The following is a 17,101-nucleotide window of genomic DNA, read 5'->3' on the forward strand; positions in this document are numbered from 1 at the left end:
GTTCGCAGGCGCGGTCTCCATTTGCAAGGACCTTGCTATGTCTGCGTCTTCCTTCCACGCCGGCGCTGCGGCGCAGCTGCACATCCGGCCTGAGCCGGCCGAATACAAATTTATGCTGATCCTCGCCAAGCCGCCGGTCGAGGCTGTACCGGCGAGCCTGGTCCGCCGCGGTGAGCTAGCGGCCATCCTCCCCCACGACCGCGGGGCGACTTGGCCGCACCGAGACGGCCAGGTGATTGCACGAGGAGTGCTCGCCCAGGGCGGCGCCATCGCCTTGGGTTTCGTCACCCTCGCGGATGCTCTGGCCTGCAAGGCGCGCATCGACCGAGACAACCAGACCTCTGCCCCGGGCGGTGTGGCATGAGTGCCGGTATGGAGGCGGGTCACCATCCGCGCCCCTTGCCCCTGCCGGGCCTGTCTCTGGCGGATGAGGCCACCGCGCTGGGCCTGCCCTGCTTCCCCTGCCGCCTGGATCGGGTGCCTGTCACCGCCAACGGCTTCAAGGACGCGACCCGCGACCCGGACACCATCCGCCACCTGTTTAGCAGGTCGGGCGCCGCCGCCATCGGTGTCCCGACCGGACGGGCTTCCGGCTTCAACGTCATCGACGTGGACGTAAAACACGGGAAGCCCGGGATGGAGTGGTATGCCGCGCACCGGCACCGCCTGCCGCGGACCCGGACGCACCGGACGCAGAACGGCGGCCTGCATCTCCTCTTCCGGCTGCCGCCGGGTGTAGAAATCCGAAACGACCAAAAAGCCCGTGTTGCGCCGGGCGTCGATGTGCGGGGCGAGGGCGGATACGTCATCTATCCGCCGACGCCAGGCTACACGGTGGAGGATGATGCTGAGCCGGCGGAAATGCCGGGATGGCTGGTCGAGGCGTGCCTGCGGCCTAAGTCGCAGGCGGTGGAGCCTGCGCCACGGCGGGAGAGGAGCAAAACCGACTCCACCCATGGCACGCCCTACGGCGTGCAGGCACTGGCTGGCGAATGCGAGGCTATCCGCCGAGCCCCGTTCGGGGAGCAAGAGCACACCATCAACTCCGCCGGGCTGAAGATCGGCAGCCTGGTGGCCGGTGGTGAGCTGGAGGAAGAACCGGCGCTGGCTGAACTCCTCGCCGCAGCGCGCAGCGTGCCATCCGCGCCCGGCCGGGAGCCATGGTCGCAGCGCGAGTTGGAGGTCAAGGTCCGCCGCGGCTTCGCCGATGGCCAGCGCCAACCACGGCAGGCGCCGCCACGGGGCGAGCCGCTGCCGCAGCGTAGCCTTGCAGACGAACCCGGGGAGGAGGCTCCGCCGGAAACGCCCGACCTCCGGGTGCTGCGCCTGCATCGGCGTCCGCCGCCGGCTCTCCCGCTCGATGTCTTCGGGCCATGGCAGGGCTGGATGGTTGATGCTGCCGAGGCCGCTGCAGCACCGGTCGATTATGTTGCGGCGCCGCTGCTTGCCGCCGTATCCGCGGTCATCGGCAACGCCCGGTGGGCACAGGCTTATTCCGGATGGGAGGAGCCGCCGCACCTATGGTGCGTGTCTGTCGGCGACAGCGGCGGGAGCAAGTCGCCCGGGGCCGACGCCGTGATTTCTGGTGTCTTGCCGGCCATCGAGGAGAGGATGGCCGGCGACTTCCCTAATCGCCTGCGGGAGTGGCAGGCCGCGTCCGAGATTGAGAAGGCCCGCAAGGAGCAATGGGCACAGGCTGTGCGAGATGCCCTGAATGACAAGAGCAAGGGGGCCGCACCACCACTGCCGCCAGCCCCAGACAGTGATCTCGTAGAGCCAATGGCGCCACAGCTCGTCATGCATGACGTGACGCATGAGCAGGTTGCCCTGCGCCTGAGCAACGGATCGCCCAAAGGCCTGCTCATGGTCCGCGACGAGTTGGCCGGGCACCTGAAGGGGATGAACCGGTACTCTGAGGCGGCCCGGGCCTTCTGGCTGGAGAGCTACGGCGGGCGCTCGTACCGGGTCGACCGCGTGAAGCTACCGGTCCCGATCAACGTCCGTCACCTGGCGGTGGCGTGGTGGGGCGGAACACAGCCATCGCGCCTTGCCGAGATCATGGGGGAGGCCGACGACGGGTTGCTCGCGCGGCATGTGTGGTTCTGGCCCGACCCAGTGCCGTTCGACCTGCCGAGCAAAGCGCCGAACATGCAGTGGGCCATCGACGCGTTCGAGCGACTTCGGCCGCTGGAGATGGGGCTGACCAGCGACGGGCACCCGGAACCGGTTGTGGTGCAGTTGGCGGATGACGCGCTCCCCGCGCTGCGTGACTTCGGCCGCGAGATGTTCGAGAGGCAGCAGGATGCGGGCGGGCTGCTGAACAGCGCCTTCGGTAAGGCTCGCGGGCTGGCGCTGCGCCTGTCTCTGGTTCTTGAATATTTGTGGTGGGCCGGGGAGACGGGGGTGCGGGCGCCACCCACGGTGATCACACGCCGCGCCTTCCTCGCCGCAGCGACGCTGGTCGCCGAGTACATCCTGCCTATGGCGGAGCGGGTCTATGGCGATGCTGCGGCTTCGCCCGGTGATCGGGGCGCCGCCACCCTCGCCCGGTGGATTGCCAAGACCCGCTCGAAGGAGGTTCATGTCCGCGCACTGCAACGCGATGTGCGGCTGCCTGGACTTAACGAGGCAAAGGCCATCCATGACGCTGCCCGCGCGCTGGTGGATGCCGGGTGGCTGCTGTTGCCTGGCGGGAGCGGTGCGCCAGGGCGGCCACGCGTCAGCTACCCGGTCAATCCAGTGCTCTGGACCATGCTCTCATGAGCCGATGGGGCGACCTATTCCGAGCCGCCTCCCCAGACACAATCGACACAACGGCCAAAACCCAGGCTGCGACTGCCCGGGGAGGAGTTCTGTCCGTTGTGTCCGCTGTGTCAGAGGGCTCGGCGGGAGGCACCATCGAGCTATGGGCTGCGCCGGGGAGCGGTGGCCCGCCCGACACCTCCGTCCTGCCCCGCCCGGGCCAGTTGCTCCGCTCAATCGCTGGGTCTGTTGCCCAGGCACTGGCGGAGGGCGCGCACCGCGAGCGCGACCCTGACGGCTGGCTCGTGCTGGGCCGCCCAGATGGCCGCTGGACCAAAGTGGCACCGCATATCGTCGCTTCGCTGGCTGAAGCCGGGCTGCTGCCCCCGCTGCCGCCGGAGCAGGAGATGGACACCTCCATCCTGGGCTGCCCGCCCTCCTGGTCCGAGCCATCCGGGCCGCCACCAGGGGCTTGGTGTACGGCCTGCGGCAGGTTCACCCAGAGGGGCGGGCGGTGGTGGCGCGACGTTGAGAGGCTGGGTTGGTGCTGCTGGACCTGCCATCCGCCGGATGGGGTGCCCGCGACGGCCGTTGTGGAGGTGCGGACCTGATCCGCCACAGGCAACAGCAAGGCAGGGATTAGCGCTGTGGTGAGCAGAACGTTCGGTCAACGACGACGCGGCGATCGACGAGGTGCCGAACGGCATCGTTTGGGAGGGCGCTGGTTGGCGTGTTGATCCATCGCTGGCGCAAGTCTTCAGGGGCGCTCCCCGACCACTCTGGTTTGGGCGGCCGAGCGCAGCAAAAGCGTCGTCGCCACGGCTCGCCAGATGCTGCGCGCTTGGTGAAGCCGGGCGCGGGAACTATGGCGACGCTAGCGCGCAGGTGTTCTCTAGGCGCCGCAGCACGAGGTAATGCCATGGCGACACCAACACAGGCACCAACACCAGCGGCCATCGCGGATGCGCTCGCAGTTGCTGGGATGGGTGGCGACCTCCCCCGCCTCGCAGAGGTCTGTCGCGCCCGCGCTGGTCACTTCGAGGGCGCAGACCGGGAACGCCTCCTCGAGGCCGCCGAAGCGCTTGCCTGGACGGGCCGTCTGGTGGCTGCCCTGGATGCCGAAAAGCCTCCCGAAGACTGTCATGCAGGCGGGTAGGGAGGACGAAGGGCTGTCACCCACCGGCGACCAGGTCGGAGGCTCTGCAGCGCGTGCGCTAGAGCAAAGCGGGGGTGGCCTGGCACAACTCGACGGACGAACGCTCCGGCGGCGGGGTGGCCAGCCCGGGAACGTGAACGCCCTGAAGCATGGCCGGCGGTCCAGCCGGGCGGAGCTGCGGCGGGCGGAGACAGCGGTGACGCTGAAGGTGGCCCGCTGGGTACTGGTGCAGCTCGACGCTTTGCCGGGTTACCGGTGTAGGCCTCGCCCGCTCCGGGCTGACCAGTGGCACCGCCTCGACCCAAAAGCGATGCGACTGCTAGTGGGAGTGGGGGTGCCGGGGCCAGTTCCTGCTGCCCCCCTCTAAATCTGACCATTCGCCACGCCGCAGGAGCTTCCTGGCAGGCGTTGTAGCTTACATTTCGCCTTGGACTATTGCAGCTCCGTGCAGTTCGAGGATCGAAACGTCGGCCAGACCGTCGAAACAGCAGCATGAACCGTCTACCGGCAGAAGCTTTATCGGAGATGGGTTCCAAGGCGATCACAATGGAACATGATCCACATCGGCTTGGGCATCCGTAACGAAAGGCTTTCCCGGTGAACCACAACATTATCGTCATGGGTGCCTCGGCAGGCGGTGTGGCCGCGTTGAAGACGGTATGTGGTGGTCTACCTCGTGACTTGCCTGCCGCTCTTTTCGTCGTCTTGCATGTCGCCCCAGCTGGGCATAGCAATCTTCCGGACATATTAAGCCGCGCTGGCCCGCTGAAGGCACATCATGCGGTTGATGGCGAGCAAGTTCATCCCGGCCGGATCTATGTCGCGCCCCCTGATCAACACCTCATCCTTGCCGACGGCGGGACGCGGGTCATGTTGCGCCGCGGTCCACGGGAGAACCGGACCCGGCCTGCGGTAGATTCGTTGTTTCGCTCGGCAGCTGTTGCCTGCGGCTCTCAAGTCGTCGGCATTGTGTTGAGCGGCATGCTGGATGACGGGGCGGAGGGGCTTGTCGCAATACGCCGCTGTGGCGGCATCACTGTGGTTCAGGATCCGGCGGATGCTGAATGGCCCGACATGCCCCGCAACGCGCAGGAGCGGGCTGATGCGGAATACTGTTCTCCGGCGGCCGACCTACCGGCGCTGCTGCAGCAACTAGCATGGAGTACCGCCGGGCCAACGGTTCCCATTCCAGCCGAACTCGTGCTTGAGGTCCAGATATCCTGTCAGGAGATTGCCGCCATGGGCAAGGAGATGGCAACGGTTGGAAAACCGAGCGTGCTGGGATGTCCTGAATGTGGCGGAGTGCTGAACACAGTCGGCGGTGAAAGCTCGCCCCGGTTTCGCTGCCAGATTGGCCATGCCTATGGCCTCAAGACTCTGATTGCACACCAAACCGAAGCTCTGGAATTGGCGTTGGGAGTTGCCTTTCGAACGCAGCGGGATCGCCAGACTTTATTCCAGTCGCTGGAGCGCGCTGCAATACAGCACGATCAAGCTGGTGTGGCGTCCCGTTGGCAATCCGCCTCGGAGGAGGCGCAACGCTCGGCTGAATTGATTGCATCCGCGATAGAAACGTTGCGGCAGCCGCCATTTCCCACTGCGGTTGGATAAATTTCAGGCAAGTCTTTCACCGCCATCAGCTAATGGCAGGCATCCTGCCCCAGGGTCCCAGCCTGCCCCGCGACTATGAGCGGAATGCAGGACGGGCGGTGCAGCTGGACACGTGAGACACTGCGCTGCTCGCTCGGCTGATGGGGATGACTATCACGATGGCGTTGATCGGCTTCGGCAGTGAGGCCAGTCGGCTCGCGCTGCCGTTCCCGTTTTGTCGGTAGAGGCACTGTTTCGCGAACCACTGGCTGCAATGAAATCTGCATCTTTAATCTTTTAGATCTTGCCGCGCCCGCTACGCACTCCGTCAGAAAAGGCCGTATGCGATATTGCGAAAGCTGATCGCATCATTCGGGCGGCTGGCATTCACTCCGGCCAACGTGGAACGATGGGTTTGGCGCTAACGTTCTTCCGTTCCGTCTGCCACTGTTCGACCAACCAGAGGCATACCGGGCGCACCGACGGAGGCTTGCCACATGCCGGACATTTCGTTGCTCATTTGGAGGGGTACAGTTTCCCAAGCGCCGGCAATGCTGACGCTGTGCCGCGCCACCACCTGCAGCGGCAGGATCCGTGGTCTGGCTGATCGCCAGTTCCAGGTACGAGGGCATCGTTCCCAGCTGGCGTTATGAACGACCAGAGACGTGGCTTCCCGGTCGTGGGTATCGGCGCCTCGGCCGGCGGGGTCGAAGCCTTGCAGGTGCTGTTCCGCGCCATGCCAGACCCAGCCCCTGAGATGGCCTTTGTTGTCGTTACCCATGTCGGCGCCAGCCACGACAGCGCGCTTCCCGAGATCCTGCGGGACTGCACTAGCATGCCTGTGGTGCCGGCGAGGGATGGTGAGGTGGTTCAGCCTGGCCATGCCTATGTGCTGCCGAACGACGCTCTGATCACCCTTTGCGGCGGCCGGCTCGTATTGAGGCGCCAGCTGCCGGAGAATCAGCGCGAGCGCCAGCCGATCGACCTGTTCTTTGCCTCCCTGGCCGAGGACCAAGGCGAAGCCGCCATCGGCGTCGTGCTGTCCGGCAGCGGCAGCGACGGCACGCTGGGGCTCAAGGCCATCAAGGAAGCCGGGGGGCTCACCATCGCCCAGGGCAGCGACGGGACGGTACCCCGCTATCCCAGCATGCCGAACAGTGCTGTCGCGGTGGGTGTCGTCGACCTGGTGCTGCCCTCCGGCCAGATCCCTGGTCGATTGGCGGAGCTGGCCCGGCACCCGGACGGGCTGGACGTGGCAGCCGAGGACGACCGAAGGGCCGGCGGCGCCAACCAGGCCGCGGCCAGGCAGGACGAGATCAGCGGCATCCTGCGGACCCGGGTCGGCCACGACTTCGCGGGCTACAAGGCCAAGACCTTCTTCCGCCGCGTGCAGCGCCGCATGCAAGTCCGCTCGATGCCAGATATGGACGCCTATGTCGCCCTGCTGCGGCAGGACGAGGACGAGGCGGCAAACCTGTTCCGCGACCTCCTCATCAGCGTCACCGGCTTCTTCCGCGATACGGACGCGTTTGCTGCCCTGGCGCAGCGGGTCTTTCCTGCCATCTTCAAAGGCCGCGGAGCGGACGACACCGTGCGCATCTGGGTGCCGGGCTGCGCCACCGGCGAGGAAGCCTATTCGCTCGCCATCCTGGCCCATGAGCAGATCGCTGGCCGGCCGGATAGCCCGCGCATCCAGATCTTCGCCACCGATATCGATGAGGCCGCGCTGTCTGTGGCGCGCGGCGGCCGCTACCCGGCCTCGATGATGGACAACGTCTCGCCGGAGCGGCTGGCCCGCTTCTTCGTCACAGATGGCGCCACCTACGCGGTTTCGCGGGAAACCCGGGACCTTTGCGTGTTCTCCTCGCACAGCGTCATCCGCGACGCGCCGTTCTCGCGTATCGACATGGTGTCCTGCCGCAATCTGCTGATCTACATGGGCGGCCAGTTGCAGGAGCAGGTGATCCCACTGTTCCACTATGCGCTGCGGCCCAACGGCTACCTGTTCCTCGGCGTGTCGGAGACCACAACCCGCCATGACGACTTGTTCAAGCCGGACGACAAGGCGCACCGGATCTTTCAGCGCCGCGATAGCTTGGCGCCGGGCCTGCCCGTTCGTGCCCAATCGCTGGCTCAAGGCACCCGGCGGAGTTGGCCTTCCATGCCAACGCTGAGCCGGCCGCAGATAGGCGGTGCCACCGAACTGCACCAGATGGCGCACGCCTTTGCGGCCGAGCACTTCGCGCCGCCGCATCTGCTGGTGAATGCCACAGGCGACATCGTCTACCAGACGGCCAACCTTGGGAAGTACCTGGAGCCGTCGGCGGGGATCCCGAGCCGGCAGCTGCTGGCAATGGCCCGGCGCGGTTTGCGCCTGGACCTGCGCTCGGCATTGCGGCAGGCGATCGACCAGCGGCGCCCGGCGACCCGGTCAAGCGTGGAGGTGGAGTTCAGCGGCCAACGGCAGATGGTCGCGCTCACCGTGGCGCCGCTGCCGACGCGTGACGGGCACGACCCTTTGTTCATGGTTGTGTTCGCCGACGTGCAGCCACCGGTGCCGCGGCCGGACATCGCCCCTGCCGCCACCACGGATACGCCGCGGGACCAGATCATCGAGCTGCTGGAGCACGACCTGCGTGACGCGCGCGACCGCCTGCAGTCGATGGCCGAGGAATACGAAACAGCGACCGAGGAGCTGAAATCCGCCAACGAGGAAATGGTCTCGGTCAACGAGGAGCTGCAATCCATCAACGAGGAGCTGGAAACCTCAAAGGAGGAGCTGCAATCGGTCAACGAGGAGCTGCGTACCACCAATCTTGAACTGTCCAACAAGATCGAGCAGCTCGACCTGGCCAATACCGACCTGCGGAACCTGTTCGACAGCACGCAGGTGGCGACCGTGTTCCTCGACCGGCATCTGGTGATTCGCAACTTCACGCCGGCGGTCACCGGGATCTTCGACCTGGTCCACTCCGACCGCGGCCGCCCCCTCAGCAGCTTTACCAGCTATATCGACGGCGTGGATTTTGGACGTGAGACACGCCGCGTGCTCAATGAGCGCGTGCCCGTGGAACGGCGCGTTACGGCGCGGGGCGGCGCCGCGCACTACTTGATGCGGATGCTGCCCTACACGACTGCGGATAGTACAGTGGACGGCGTGGTGGTGACCTTCTTTGACATCACCCAGGTGGTCGAGGGAGAACTGCTGGGGACGCTGGTGGACGAGCTGAACCACCGGGTGCGCAACATGCTGCAGGTGGTCTCTGCTGTCGCCACGCATACCTTGCGGCGGGCCACCAACCTGAAGGACTTCGGGGTAGCCTTCACTGGCCGGATCCGGGCGCTGGCTCGGGCGCATGAGTTGGTTTCGCTGGGGGGCTGGACCGACGTACCGCTGCAGGACCTGATCGAGAAGGAGTTACTGCCCTATGCGGTCGGCCCCGGCCGCCTAGTGATGCAGGGTCCTCCGGCGTGGCTGACGCCTAAGGCGGCCTTATCGGTGGGCATGATCCTGCACGAGATGGCGACCAACGCCGCCAAGTATGGCGCTCTGTCGACCGAGACTGGCCAGGTGACCATCGAGTGGTCGACGGAAGGCTTTGGCACCGCGGCACGCCTGGTGGTGCGCTGGCTGGAAACGGGCGGGCCCAAAGTGCATATGCCGCCAGAACGGCGAGGTTTCGGTTCCGAACTCATCGAGCGGCAGTTGCGCCATGATCTCGGCGGAACCTTCAAGGCAGACTTTCATGAGGCTGGCTTGCGCAGCAGGATCGAGTTGCCGCTGACCGTCCTGGCGAAATCCGGAAAGCTATCCGAGGGTCGCAGCTGATCTCATCCCCGATGCAATGATCCCGTTGCGGTGGCTCCAGCGGGCGGCGGCCTTGCTATCTCGGCATAAGCACAAGGAGTGATTTAGCCCCCGTGGTGTTTCACTGCTCTCCGACTTTTCACACGGATCATCAGGTCACTTTCCAGGCCATTGGACCAAGCGGCGCGAAATACCACGCAGCGGGTCCGCTATGGGTCCGCAGAAAAAAGCGAGAGTTTCGCTGCAGGTAAACGCAAATGCCTAAGTGTTTGAAAAGTCTGGTGCCGACACCCAGGATTGAACTGGGGACCTACTGATTACGAATCAGTTGCTCTACCGCTGAGCTATGTCGGCAACGCAGACGGGCGCTCAATACCCGCGCCCGCCCGTCACGGCAACACCCTTCGCGCAGGTCAGCCGGTCACGGCTTGCAAAGGCCCGCTGATGGCCCGCGCACCGGCCGGCGCCGCATGCCGCTCCACCGCCGGCTCCGCCGTCCAGGCGATACGCCCGGCGGTGTCGCACGCCTCGCAGACCGGCGCCCAGCGGCGATGCTCCGTGCCGCAATGCCCGCAGCGCCAGCGCGGCTCCGGACGGGCGCCAGCGGCCTCGCGCAGCCAGCGGGCCTGGGCAGCGCGGGATTCGGCGGTCTCGCCATGCTCCGCCTCCTCCAGCTCCGCCAGCAGCAGATAGGCCCGCCGGTCGGCCTCACCCGACTTCACCACCGCCTCCAGCGCACCCCGCGCCCGGCCGGTGAGCCCGGCCGCCAGCGAGACGCGCGCCAGCAGCAGCCGGCTTTCGGCCACGGTCGGGTTGCGGCGGATGAGCATCTCCACCGCCTTCACCCGCGCCAGCGGGTCGGTGTCGTCGGCCAAGTAGGGTTCGGCGAGGTCCGGGTGCGGCGTCGCCGCCCAGGCCTCCTCCAGCACGCCCTTGGCGCGGCGCGGGCTGCCCTCGCCGCGCAGCCGCCTGGCATGGGCGATGGCCGCCGGGGCGAAGGCGGCATCGGCCTGGAAGGCCTGCCGCTCCAACTCCGCCGCCTTGGCCCCATCCGGCTCCTGCCCGGCCGCGGCCAGGGCGAGCGGCGCGCGCGGCGCATCCGCCGGCGCCAGGCTCAGCGCCTCGCGCCAGTTGCGCGTCTGCAGGGCGAGCTGCGCCCGCTCCTCCCGCAGCCAGGAGGCGCCCGGCTGCACCGCCTCGGCCTCCTTGGCCAGGGCGAGGGCAGCACTCCAGTCGCCCCGCGCCATCGCCTGCCGCAGCAACCCGCGCAGGCCGATGAAGCGCGCATCGTCCCGCTCCGCAAGCTGGCGGAACACAGCGGCGGCCGCCTCGTCATGGCCCGAGAGGCGCTCCGCCTCGGCGGCCAGCAGCAGGGTTTGCGGCGTGTCGCCGAGGAGCTTGCGGGCCTTCCGCACCTCGAGCCGCGCCGCCTCGGCGGTGCCGGCCGAAAGCGCGACCAGCGCCCGCGTCAGCGCCGCGTCGCCGTCATGGCGGTGGCGCCAGGCACGCTTGTTGCGCGCCCGCCCCGGCCAGCGGCGAATGGCGCCGATCAGGCTGAGGATGCCGTGCAGCACGAGGAAGGCGAGGCAGAGAATCAGCAGGGCAATGGGGAAGCTGGTGCCGATCCAGGAATCCCCCACCTTGATCTCGACGGTGCCGCCGAGTTCCGCGAGCCACATGGCGGCGGCGGTGCCGATGCCGAGGAGCAGCAGCACCCAAATCGCGCGCGCCATCGGCTCAGCCCGCCGCCAGCTGGCGGAGCGCGGCGCGGGCCGCGATCAGCGCCCGGGCCTGGTCGGCCCAGCCCTGCATGGCCTGCCGCGCCTGCGGCGGCAGCTTGTCGATATGCTGCAGGCTCATCTCGATATCCCCGGCCTCCAGCGCGCGCCGGGCGCGCTCGATCTCGGCTTCCGCCGCATCGCCCCAGACCACCTGGTCGCCGCGGCGGACCGTCACCAGCCCGCCGAGGCGGGAAAGGGCGCTGTCCACCACGCCGCCGCGGCTGCCGTCCGGCCCCTGCGCGGCGTCGGAGGCGGCGCGCGCCGCCTTGGCCGCATCCTCGAAGGAAAGGCGCAGCGAGGCCTCGGTTGGCGGCGCCGACTGGGCGAAGCGGGCGAGCGCCTGCGGCGGCTGGTCGATGCGGCCGAGTGCCGCGCCGAGCGGTTGCCCGGCCGTCAGCGCGCCGCGCAGCCCGTCGATGGCGGCGAGGCGGGCGGTGCGCCCCTCGATCGCCGCCAGCCGCTGCTGCGCCTGCTCCAGCGCGGCCATGCGCTGGCCGAGCGTGCCCTCCAGCGCCGCGATGCGCTGGTTGAGAGTGCCTTCCAGCGCGCCGAGCCGGTCCTGCACCGCCTTGTCCTGCGCGGCGAGGCGCCCCTCGGCGGCGCGGGCCTGGTCCTGCAGCCGGTCATCGAGGCTGCCGGCCTGCTGCTCGACACGCTCGGTCAGCCGCTCGACGCGTCCCGACAGCTGCTCCACCGTGTCGCGCTGGGCGAGGCCGGCGGGATCGACGGCGGGCCGCGCCTCCAGCGCCTGCACCCGGCGCTCCACCGCGGTGTCGCGCTCATTGGCTTGGCCGGCGTTGCGCTCATTCGCCGCCACCTGTTCACCGAGCGCGGCAAGGCGGGTCTCGATCGGCCGGGTGTCGGTCGCCACCGGCCGTTCCTCGAGGCTCTTGATGCGTGCCTCGAGCGGCTGGACCTGCTGGATGCGCCCGTTCAGCGCGCCGACCTCGCCACGCAGCCCGTCGAGCGCGGTCACCCGCTGCTCGATCTGCGCCACGCGGGCGGGATCGACGCTCGCCTCCTGCGAGGAGCGCGGCGTCGTCAGCAGCCACCAGAGGGCCATCACCAGCACCACGCCGCCGATGCCGATGACGATCGCGGCCGGGTCGATGCGCTTGCCGAGGAAGGGCTGCGGTCCAGGCTGGTTCAATGGTGAATTCCGCGGCGGGAGAGGGGGGGGAGGTGGCGGCGGCGAAGCCATCGCTGGCTTCGGAGCTGGTGCCGGCGGGGAAGCCGGAGCCTGCTGCGGCGGCGGCGTGATGCCGGCAGCGGCCGGAACCGGCTCCGGACGCGCCGTCGGGGCCGCGGGTGCCGGAGCAGCGGCAGGTGCCGCAGCGGAGGCAGGCGCGGCAGCGGGTGGCGTGATGCCGGCGGCCGGAACCGCCTCCGCCCGCGCCATCGGGGCGGCGCCCAGCGGGGTGGTGGGGGCTTCGCTCGGCGGCCGGTTGGGCGTGGCGGCGCGCGAGGCCTTCGGCTTCGGGTCGGGGGCTTTGCTCATCGTTTCGCTAACCTGGGTCCGAGCAGTTGCAGAAGCGAGTCCTGGTCGGGCCGGTCGGCGACCTGCACGGCGCGCCACGCCAGGGGGGTGGGTGCTGCTTGCAGCGCCGCCGCGACCCTGGGGCTCAACGCCAACGCCATGACCGACGCGGCGGTTTCGGCCAGCCCGGCCTCATGGAACAGGGAGATGGCACAATGAGCCGAACGCGGCGAGAAGAACAGCGCAGCAACGACCCGTCCATCGGTCAGGGCTTTCCTGGCCCGGTCGGGCAGGGTCGGCGCCGGGGCAGCGGCATAGGCAACCCGGCGTTGCACCCGGAAGCCGCGCTGCCTGAGCGCCAGCGCCACCTCCAGCCCATAGCCCTCGCCGACCGCGAGCAGCAGCGGCCCCGCCTCGGGGTTCAGCCGTGCAGCCGCCAGTTGCGCCAGCGCCGCCGCATCGCCGGCCGCGGCCTCGGCTTTCACGAAGCCGCTATGCCGCGCCTCGGCCGCCGTCGCCTCGCCGACGGCCAGCACCGGCAGGCTGGGCGGCAGCGCGCCGGGCCGCACCGCCCGCGCTGCGGCGCGGCTGGTCAGCAGCAGGGCCTGCACGCCGGCAGGGGGCGCCAGCGGCCGTGGGGCGAGGTGCAGGGCGGGCGCCAGCACCGGCTCCCAGCCCAGGGCGGCCAGGTGGCGGCCCGTCTCCTCCGCCCCCGGCTCCGGCCGGGTGACGAGGACGGCCTCAGGCAAAGAGGTCGGCCGGACTGTCGGCCCTCAGCTCCGCCCCGAGCGCGGCGCCGAGCCGGGCTGCATCCGACGCCGGGCCGGTGACGGAGCGCTTCAGCAGGAAGCTGCCATCCGGCCGCGCCACGAGGCCGGTGAGATGCAGCGCCCCGGTCGGCAGCAGTCGGGCATGGCCGCCGATCGGGGTGCGGCAGGAGCCATCCAGCGCCCCGAGCAGCGCCCGCTCGGCCCGGCTGACCGCCGCCGCGGCACGGTCCTCGATGGCGGAGAGCAGCTCCAGCAACTCGGCATCCGCGCTGCGGCAGGTGATGCCGACGATGCCCTGGCCAGCGGCCGGGACCATCGCCTCGGCATCGAGGACGACGCCGGCCTCGCGCTCGAGACCCATGCGCTTCAGCCCTGCGAGCGCCAGGAAGGAAGCGGTGAAGTCGCCCGCCCGCACCCGGCCGAGCCGGGTCTGGATGTTGCCGCGGATGGTCTCGCAGCGAAGGTCGGGCCGGGCATGCAGGATCTGCGACTGGCGGCGGACGGAGGCAGTGCCGATGACCGCCCCGGCCGGCAGGCAGCCATAGGGGTCGGCCGGGTCCGGCGGGGTGCAGCCGGGGCCGAGCACGATGGCATCCCGCGCATCCTCCCGCGCCAGGGTGCAGGCCAGGCTGATGCCGGTGGGCAGCTGCGTTTCCAGGTCCTTCAGGCTGTGGACGGCGAAATCGACGCGCCGGTCGAGCAGTGCCTCGTGGATCTCCTTGGCGAAGAGGCCCTTGCCGCCGATATCCGCCAGCGGGCGGTCCTGGATGCGGTCGCCGGAGGTGGCGATGATCCGCTCCTCGAAGGCCCCGGCCGCGCGCAGCACCGGGCAGACGCGGGTGATGATCGACAGGAAGTGCCGGGTCTGCCACAGCGCCAGCGGCGAGCCGCGCGTGCCGACGCGGAGCGGCAGGGCGCGGCCGTGGCGCGGAACCTGGGCGAGGGTATCGTCGAGCGGCATCGCGGCGTCATAGAGCGGCCGCGGAGAAGGGGAAAGTGCGGATGGATGCCTCGGCCACGGTGCTGGGCCTGGAATCGAGCTGCGACGAGACGGCGGCGGCGGTGCTGCGGGCGGATGGGACGATCCTCGCCGAGGCGGTGCTGAGCCAGTTGGAGGAGCATGCGGCCTTTGGCGGCGTGGTGCCGGAGATCGCGGCGCGGGCCCATCTGGAGCACCTGCCGGGCCTCGCCGCCCGGGTGGTGGCGGAGGCGGGGCTCGGCTTCGGCGACCTCGCCGGCATCGCCGCGACCTCCGGGCCGGGGCTGATCGGTGGGCTGATCGTGGGGGCGAGCCTCGGCAAGGGGCTGGCGATCGCCCATGGCCTGCCCTTCGTCGCGGTGAACCACCTGGAGGCGCATGCGCTGACCGCGACCCTGCCGGGGTTGGTCGAGGGCGGGGCGCGCTTCCCCTACCTGCTGCTGCTGCTTTCGGGCGGGCATTGCCAATGCGTCGCCGTGGAAGGGGTGGGGCGGTACCGGCGGCTCGGCACCACCCTCGACGATGCGGTGGGCGAGGCCTTCGACAAGTCGGCCAAGCTGCTCGGCCTGCCCTGGCCGGGCGGGCCGGCGCTGGAGCGCCTGGCGGCGGGCGGCGATCCGGCCCGCTTCGCCCTGCCGCGGCCGCTGCTGGGGCGGGCGGGCTGCGACTTCTCCTTCAGCGGGCTGAAGACGGCGGTGGCGCATGCCGTGGCGAAGCACCCGCCGGGCGCGCTGCCGGAGCGGGACCGCGCCGACCTCGCCGCCGGCTTCCAGGCGGCGGTGGCGGCGGTGCTGGCCGACCGGGCGCGGCATGCGCTCGACATGCTGCCCGCGGCGACGGCGCTGGTGGTCGCCGGCGGCGTCGCGGCCAATGCGGCGATCCGCACGGCGCTCGGCCGGGTGGCGGGGGAGCGGGGGCTGGCGCTGGTGGCGCCGCCCATCCGGCTCTGCACCGACAATGCGGTGATGGTCGCCTGGGCCGGGGTCGAGCGGCTGCGGCGCGGCCTGGCCGACCCGCTCGGCCATGCGCCGCGGCCACGCTGGCCGCTCGACCAGCTCACGGCATAGGCGGAAGCCGGCGGTCGCAAGGCAGGCTTGGCAGAGGGGCGGCTAGGCGGCCGACTGGGGCTGGTTCGGGTCGGCCAGTGCCACCACGCGGGCGGCGGGCAGGGCGATGTGGCATTCGAGCCCCGCCGGCGCCCAATCCAGCGCCAGCGTCCCGCCGAGCTGGCCGCGCAGCACCGCGTCCAGCATGCGCGTGCCGAAGCCGCGGCCGGAGGGAGCCTCCACCTGCGGGCCGCCGCGCTCGGTCCAGTCGAGGCGAAGCTCGTCCTCCTCCAGCCGCCAGGCGAGGGTGATCCGCCCCGCCGGAACCGACGCGGCGCCATGCTTCACCGCATTGGTCGCCAGCTCGTGCAGCACCATGGCGAGCGGCTGCACCGCGCCGGCCCCGATGGCGAGCGGCGGCCCCTCCATCCGCACCGCCCCTGGCGGGCAGCCGCTGAGCTCGCGCTCGGCGATGAGGCGGAGGTCGGCGCCGACCCAGCCCTTCTCGGCCAGCAGCGTATGGGCGCGGGCGAGGGCGGCGACGCGGGCCTCCACCGTCGCCATGTAGGATTCCGGCCGGTCGCGCCGGGTCAGGCGCAGGACGGACTGCACCACGGCAAGGACGTTCTTGGCGCGGTGGTCCACCTCCCGCATCAGCAGCAGGCGGCGCTGCTCCGCCTCGCGCCGCTCGCTGACGTCGCGCGAGATGCCGGAAAGGCGCAGCGCCCGGCCGGTCGCCGGGTCCCGCTCGGTCACCGCGCCCTGGGAGGCCATCCAGGCCCAGCCCTCGGCCGGCGGGCGGCGGCGGACGCGGAATTCGGCGGCGAAATCCGCCGCCTCGCCGGCAATGGTGGCCTGCAGCCGGGCGAGGACCGTGGGGCGGTCCTCGGGATGCGCCGCGGCGGCCCAGTCGGCGAGGGTGAAGCCCTGCTGGGCGGGGGCGTCCACCGAGTCGTCGAGGCGGCTGATGCGGCGGCCGCGATCGGCGTGGACATCGTATTCCCAGCTCACCAGCCGGGCGGCCTCGAGGGCGAGGCGGAGCTTCTCCTGCCGCTCGGCGAGGTCGAGGCTGGCCTGCCGGTGCTCGTGCACATCCTCGAGCAGCCCGACCCATTCCCGCCCGGTTGGCACGGCGCGGGCGCGGACCCAGTGCCAGGCGCCCATCATGGTTCGGACGCGGTATTCGATGTCAACCGGCGCCTGGGCGGCGCGGGCCGCGGCCCAGGCGGCGATGGTCGGCTCGCGGTCGGCGGGGTGCACCATCTCCAGCCAGCCGGCACCGCGCAGGGCCGCGGACTCCTGGCCGGTGAGCTCGGTCCAGCCCTCGGCCTCGATGATCGCGCCCTCTGCATCGCCGTGCCAGAGCACCAGGGCGCCGGCCCGTGAGAGGGCGCGGAAGCGGCGCTCGCTCGCCGCCTCTCCGGCGCGGGCGCGGTCGCGCTCGGCCAGGCAGCGGGCCAGGATGGCGGCGAGGACGAGGCCCAAGGCGAGCAGCAGCAGGACGGGCAGGGCGATCCGGGCGCGGTCCCTCCCATCCGCCAGCCACAGGGCAAGCGCCGCCAGGGCCAGCAACAGGGGCGGCAACGCGCGCAGGCCGATTGATCCGCGTGTCACCAATGCCGTTTGACGCGCCAGGGTTGAAGGAAACCGCATGCACAATGCTGCATCGCGTCAGTCAGGGGACCTGCTAGGCGACGATCGGCGGGTCAACAGATCGGGAGCAGGGCGGCAACCCGGCATGGCGGGCAGGCG

At 70.1% G+C, this 17,101-nt stretch carries 10 protein-coding genes and 1 tRNA gene; 5 read left to right on the plus strand and 6 right to left on the minus strand.

Going from position 1 to position 17,101, the window contains the following annotated elements; translation table 11 throughout:
- Positions 1-37 precede the first annotated feature (37 nt).
- From LH62_RS09965 to LH62_RS09980, 4 genes are all read left to right on the plus strand, one after another.
- The gene (locus LH62_RS09965; RefSeq protein WP_043360967.1) at positions 38-364 is read left to right on the plus strand and encodes a hypothetical protein; all 327 of its coding nucleotides are present in this window, start codon (positions 38-40) and stop codon (positions 362-364) included.
- A complete protein-coding gene (locus LH62_RS28230) occupies positions 361-2,763 on the plus strand; it encodes a DUF3987 domain-containing protein (protein ID WP_082012452.1) in 2,403 nt (800 codons plus the stop codon). Before LH62_RS09965 ends, LH62_RS28230 begins: the two co-directional genes overlap by 4 nt.
- Before the next feature lie 1,732 nt (positions 2,764-4,495).
- A complete protein-coding gene (locus LH62_RS29170) occupies positions 4,496-5,509 on the plus strand; it encodes a chemotaxis protein CheB (protein WP_082012453.1) in 1,014 nt (337 codons plus the stop codon).
- 628 nt (positions 5,510-6,137) lie between these two features.
- Positions 6,138-9,317, plus strand: coding sequence for a chemotaxis protein CheB (locus tag LH62_RS09980; RefSeq protein WP_043360969.1), 3,180 nt, complete (start codon positions 6,138-6,140; stop codon positions 9,315-9,317).
- 258 nt (positions 9,318-9,575) lie between these two features.
- On the opposite strand, the gene LH62_RS09985 is transcribed toward LH62_RS09980, so the two are convergent.
- The 5 genes from LH62_RS09985 to hemC form a co-directional block, all read right to left on the minus strand.
- Positions 9,576-9,650, minus strand: a tRNA-Thr gene (locus LH62_RS09985).
- 59 nt (positions 9,651-9,709) lie between these two features.
- Positions 9,710-11,029, minus strand: coding sequence for a heme biosynthesis HemY N-terminal domain-containing protein (locus LH62_RS09990; RefSeq protein ID WP_082012454.1), 1,320 nt, complete (start codon positions 11,027-11,029; stop codon positions 9,710-9,712).
- Between the two features lie 4 nt (positions 11,030-11,033).
- Positions 11,034-12,227 (minus strand): COG4223 family protein, encoded by a 1,194-nt coding sequence (locus tag LH62_RS31095; protein WP_043360971.1) that lies wholly within the window; start codon positions 12,225-12,227, stop codon positions 11,034-11,036.
- 344 nt (positions 12,228-12,571) lie between these two features.
- Positions 12,572-13,303: a uroporphyrinogen-III synthase gene (locus LH62_RS10000; RefSeq protein WP_043360972.1), complete on the minus strand. Its 732-nt coding sequence runs from the start codon at positions 13,301-13,303 to the stop codon at positions 12,572-12,574.
- Positions 13,296-14,285 (minus strand): hydroxymethylbilane synthase, encoded by a 990-nt coding sequence (hemC, locus tag LH62_RS10005; RefSeq protein WP_043360973.1) that lies wholly within the window; start codon positions 14,283-14,285, stop codon positions 13,296-13,298. Before hemC ends, LH62_RS10000 begins: the two co-directional genes overlap by 8 nt.
- Positions 14,286-14,326: 41 nt before the next feature.
- Here hemC and tsaD point away from each other — a divergent pair, with 41 nt between their 5' ends.
- Positions 14,327-15,370, plus strand: a complete 1,044-nt coding sequence (tsaD, locus tag LH62_RS10010) for a tRNA (adenosine(37)-N6)-threonylcarbamoyltransferase complex transferase subunit TsaD (RefSeq protein ID WP_043360974.1) — start codon at positions 14,327-14,329, stop codon at positions 15,368-15,370.
- A 42-nt stretch (positions 15,371-15,412) separates the two neighbouring features.
- Here the strand turns inward: tsaD and LH62_RS10015 are convergent, their stop codons facing one another.
- A complete protein-coding gene (locus LH62_RS10015) occupies positions 15,413-16,963 on the minus strand; it encodes a PAS domain-containing protein (protein WP_160299809.1) in 1,551 nt (516 codons plus the stop codon).
- Positions 16,964-17,101 lie beyond the last annotated feature (138 nt).

It is taken from the genome of Belnapia sp. F-4-1, assembly GCF_000802185.1.
GTDB lineage: Bacteria > Pseudomonadota > Alphaproteobacteria > Acetobacterales > Acetobacteraceae > Belnapia.

Excerpts from the sequence above, each read along its gene's own strand:
- hemC (WP_043360973.1), bottom strand. The coding sequence starts at position 14,285 with ATGCCGCTCGACGATACCCTCGCCCAGGTTCCGCGCCACGGCCGCGCC.
- tsaD (WP_043360974.1), top strand. The coding sequence starts at position 14,327 with ATGGATGCCTCGGCCACGGTGCTGGGCCTGGAATCGAGCTGCGACGAG.
- LH62_RS28230 (WP_082012452.1), top strand. The coding sequence starts at position 361 with ATGAGTGCCGGTATGGAGGCGGGTCACCATCCGCGCCCCTTGCCCCTG.
- LH62_RS09965 (WP_043360967.1), top strand. The coding sequence starts at position 38 with ATGTCTGCGTCTTCCTTCCACGCCGGCGCTGCGGCGCAGCTGCACATC.
- LH62_RS09980 (WP_043360969.1), top strand. The coding sequence starts at position 6,138 with ATGAACGACCAGAGACGTGGCTTCCCGGTCGTGGGTATCGGCGCCTCG.
- LH62_RS09990 (WP_082012454.1), bottom strand. The coding sequence starts at position 11,029 with ATGGCGCGCGCGATTTGGGTGCTGCTGCTCCTCGGCATCGGCACCGCC.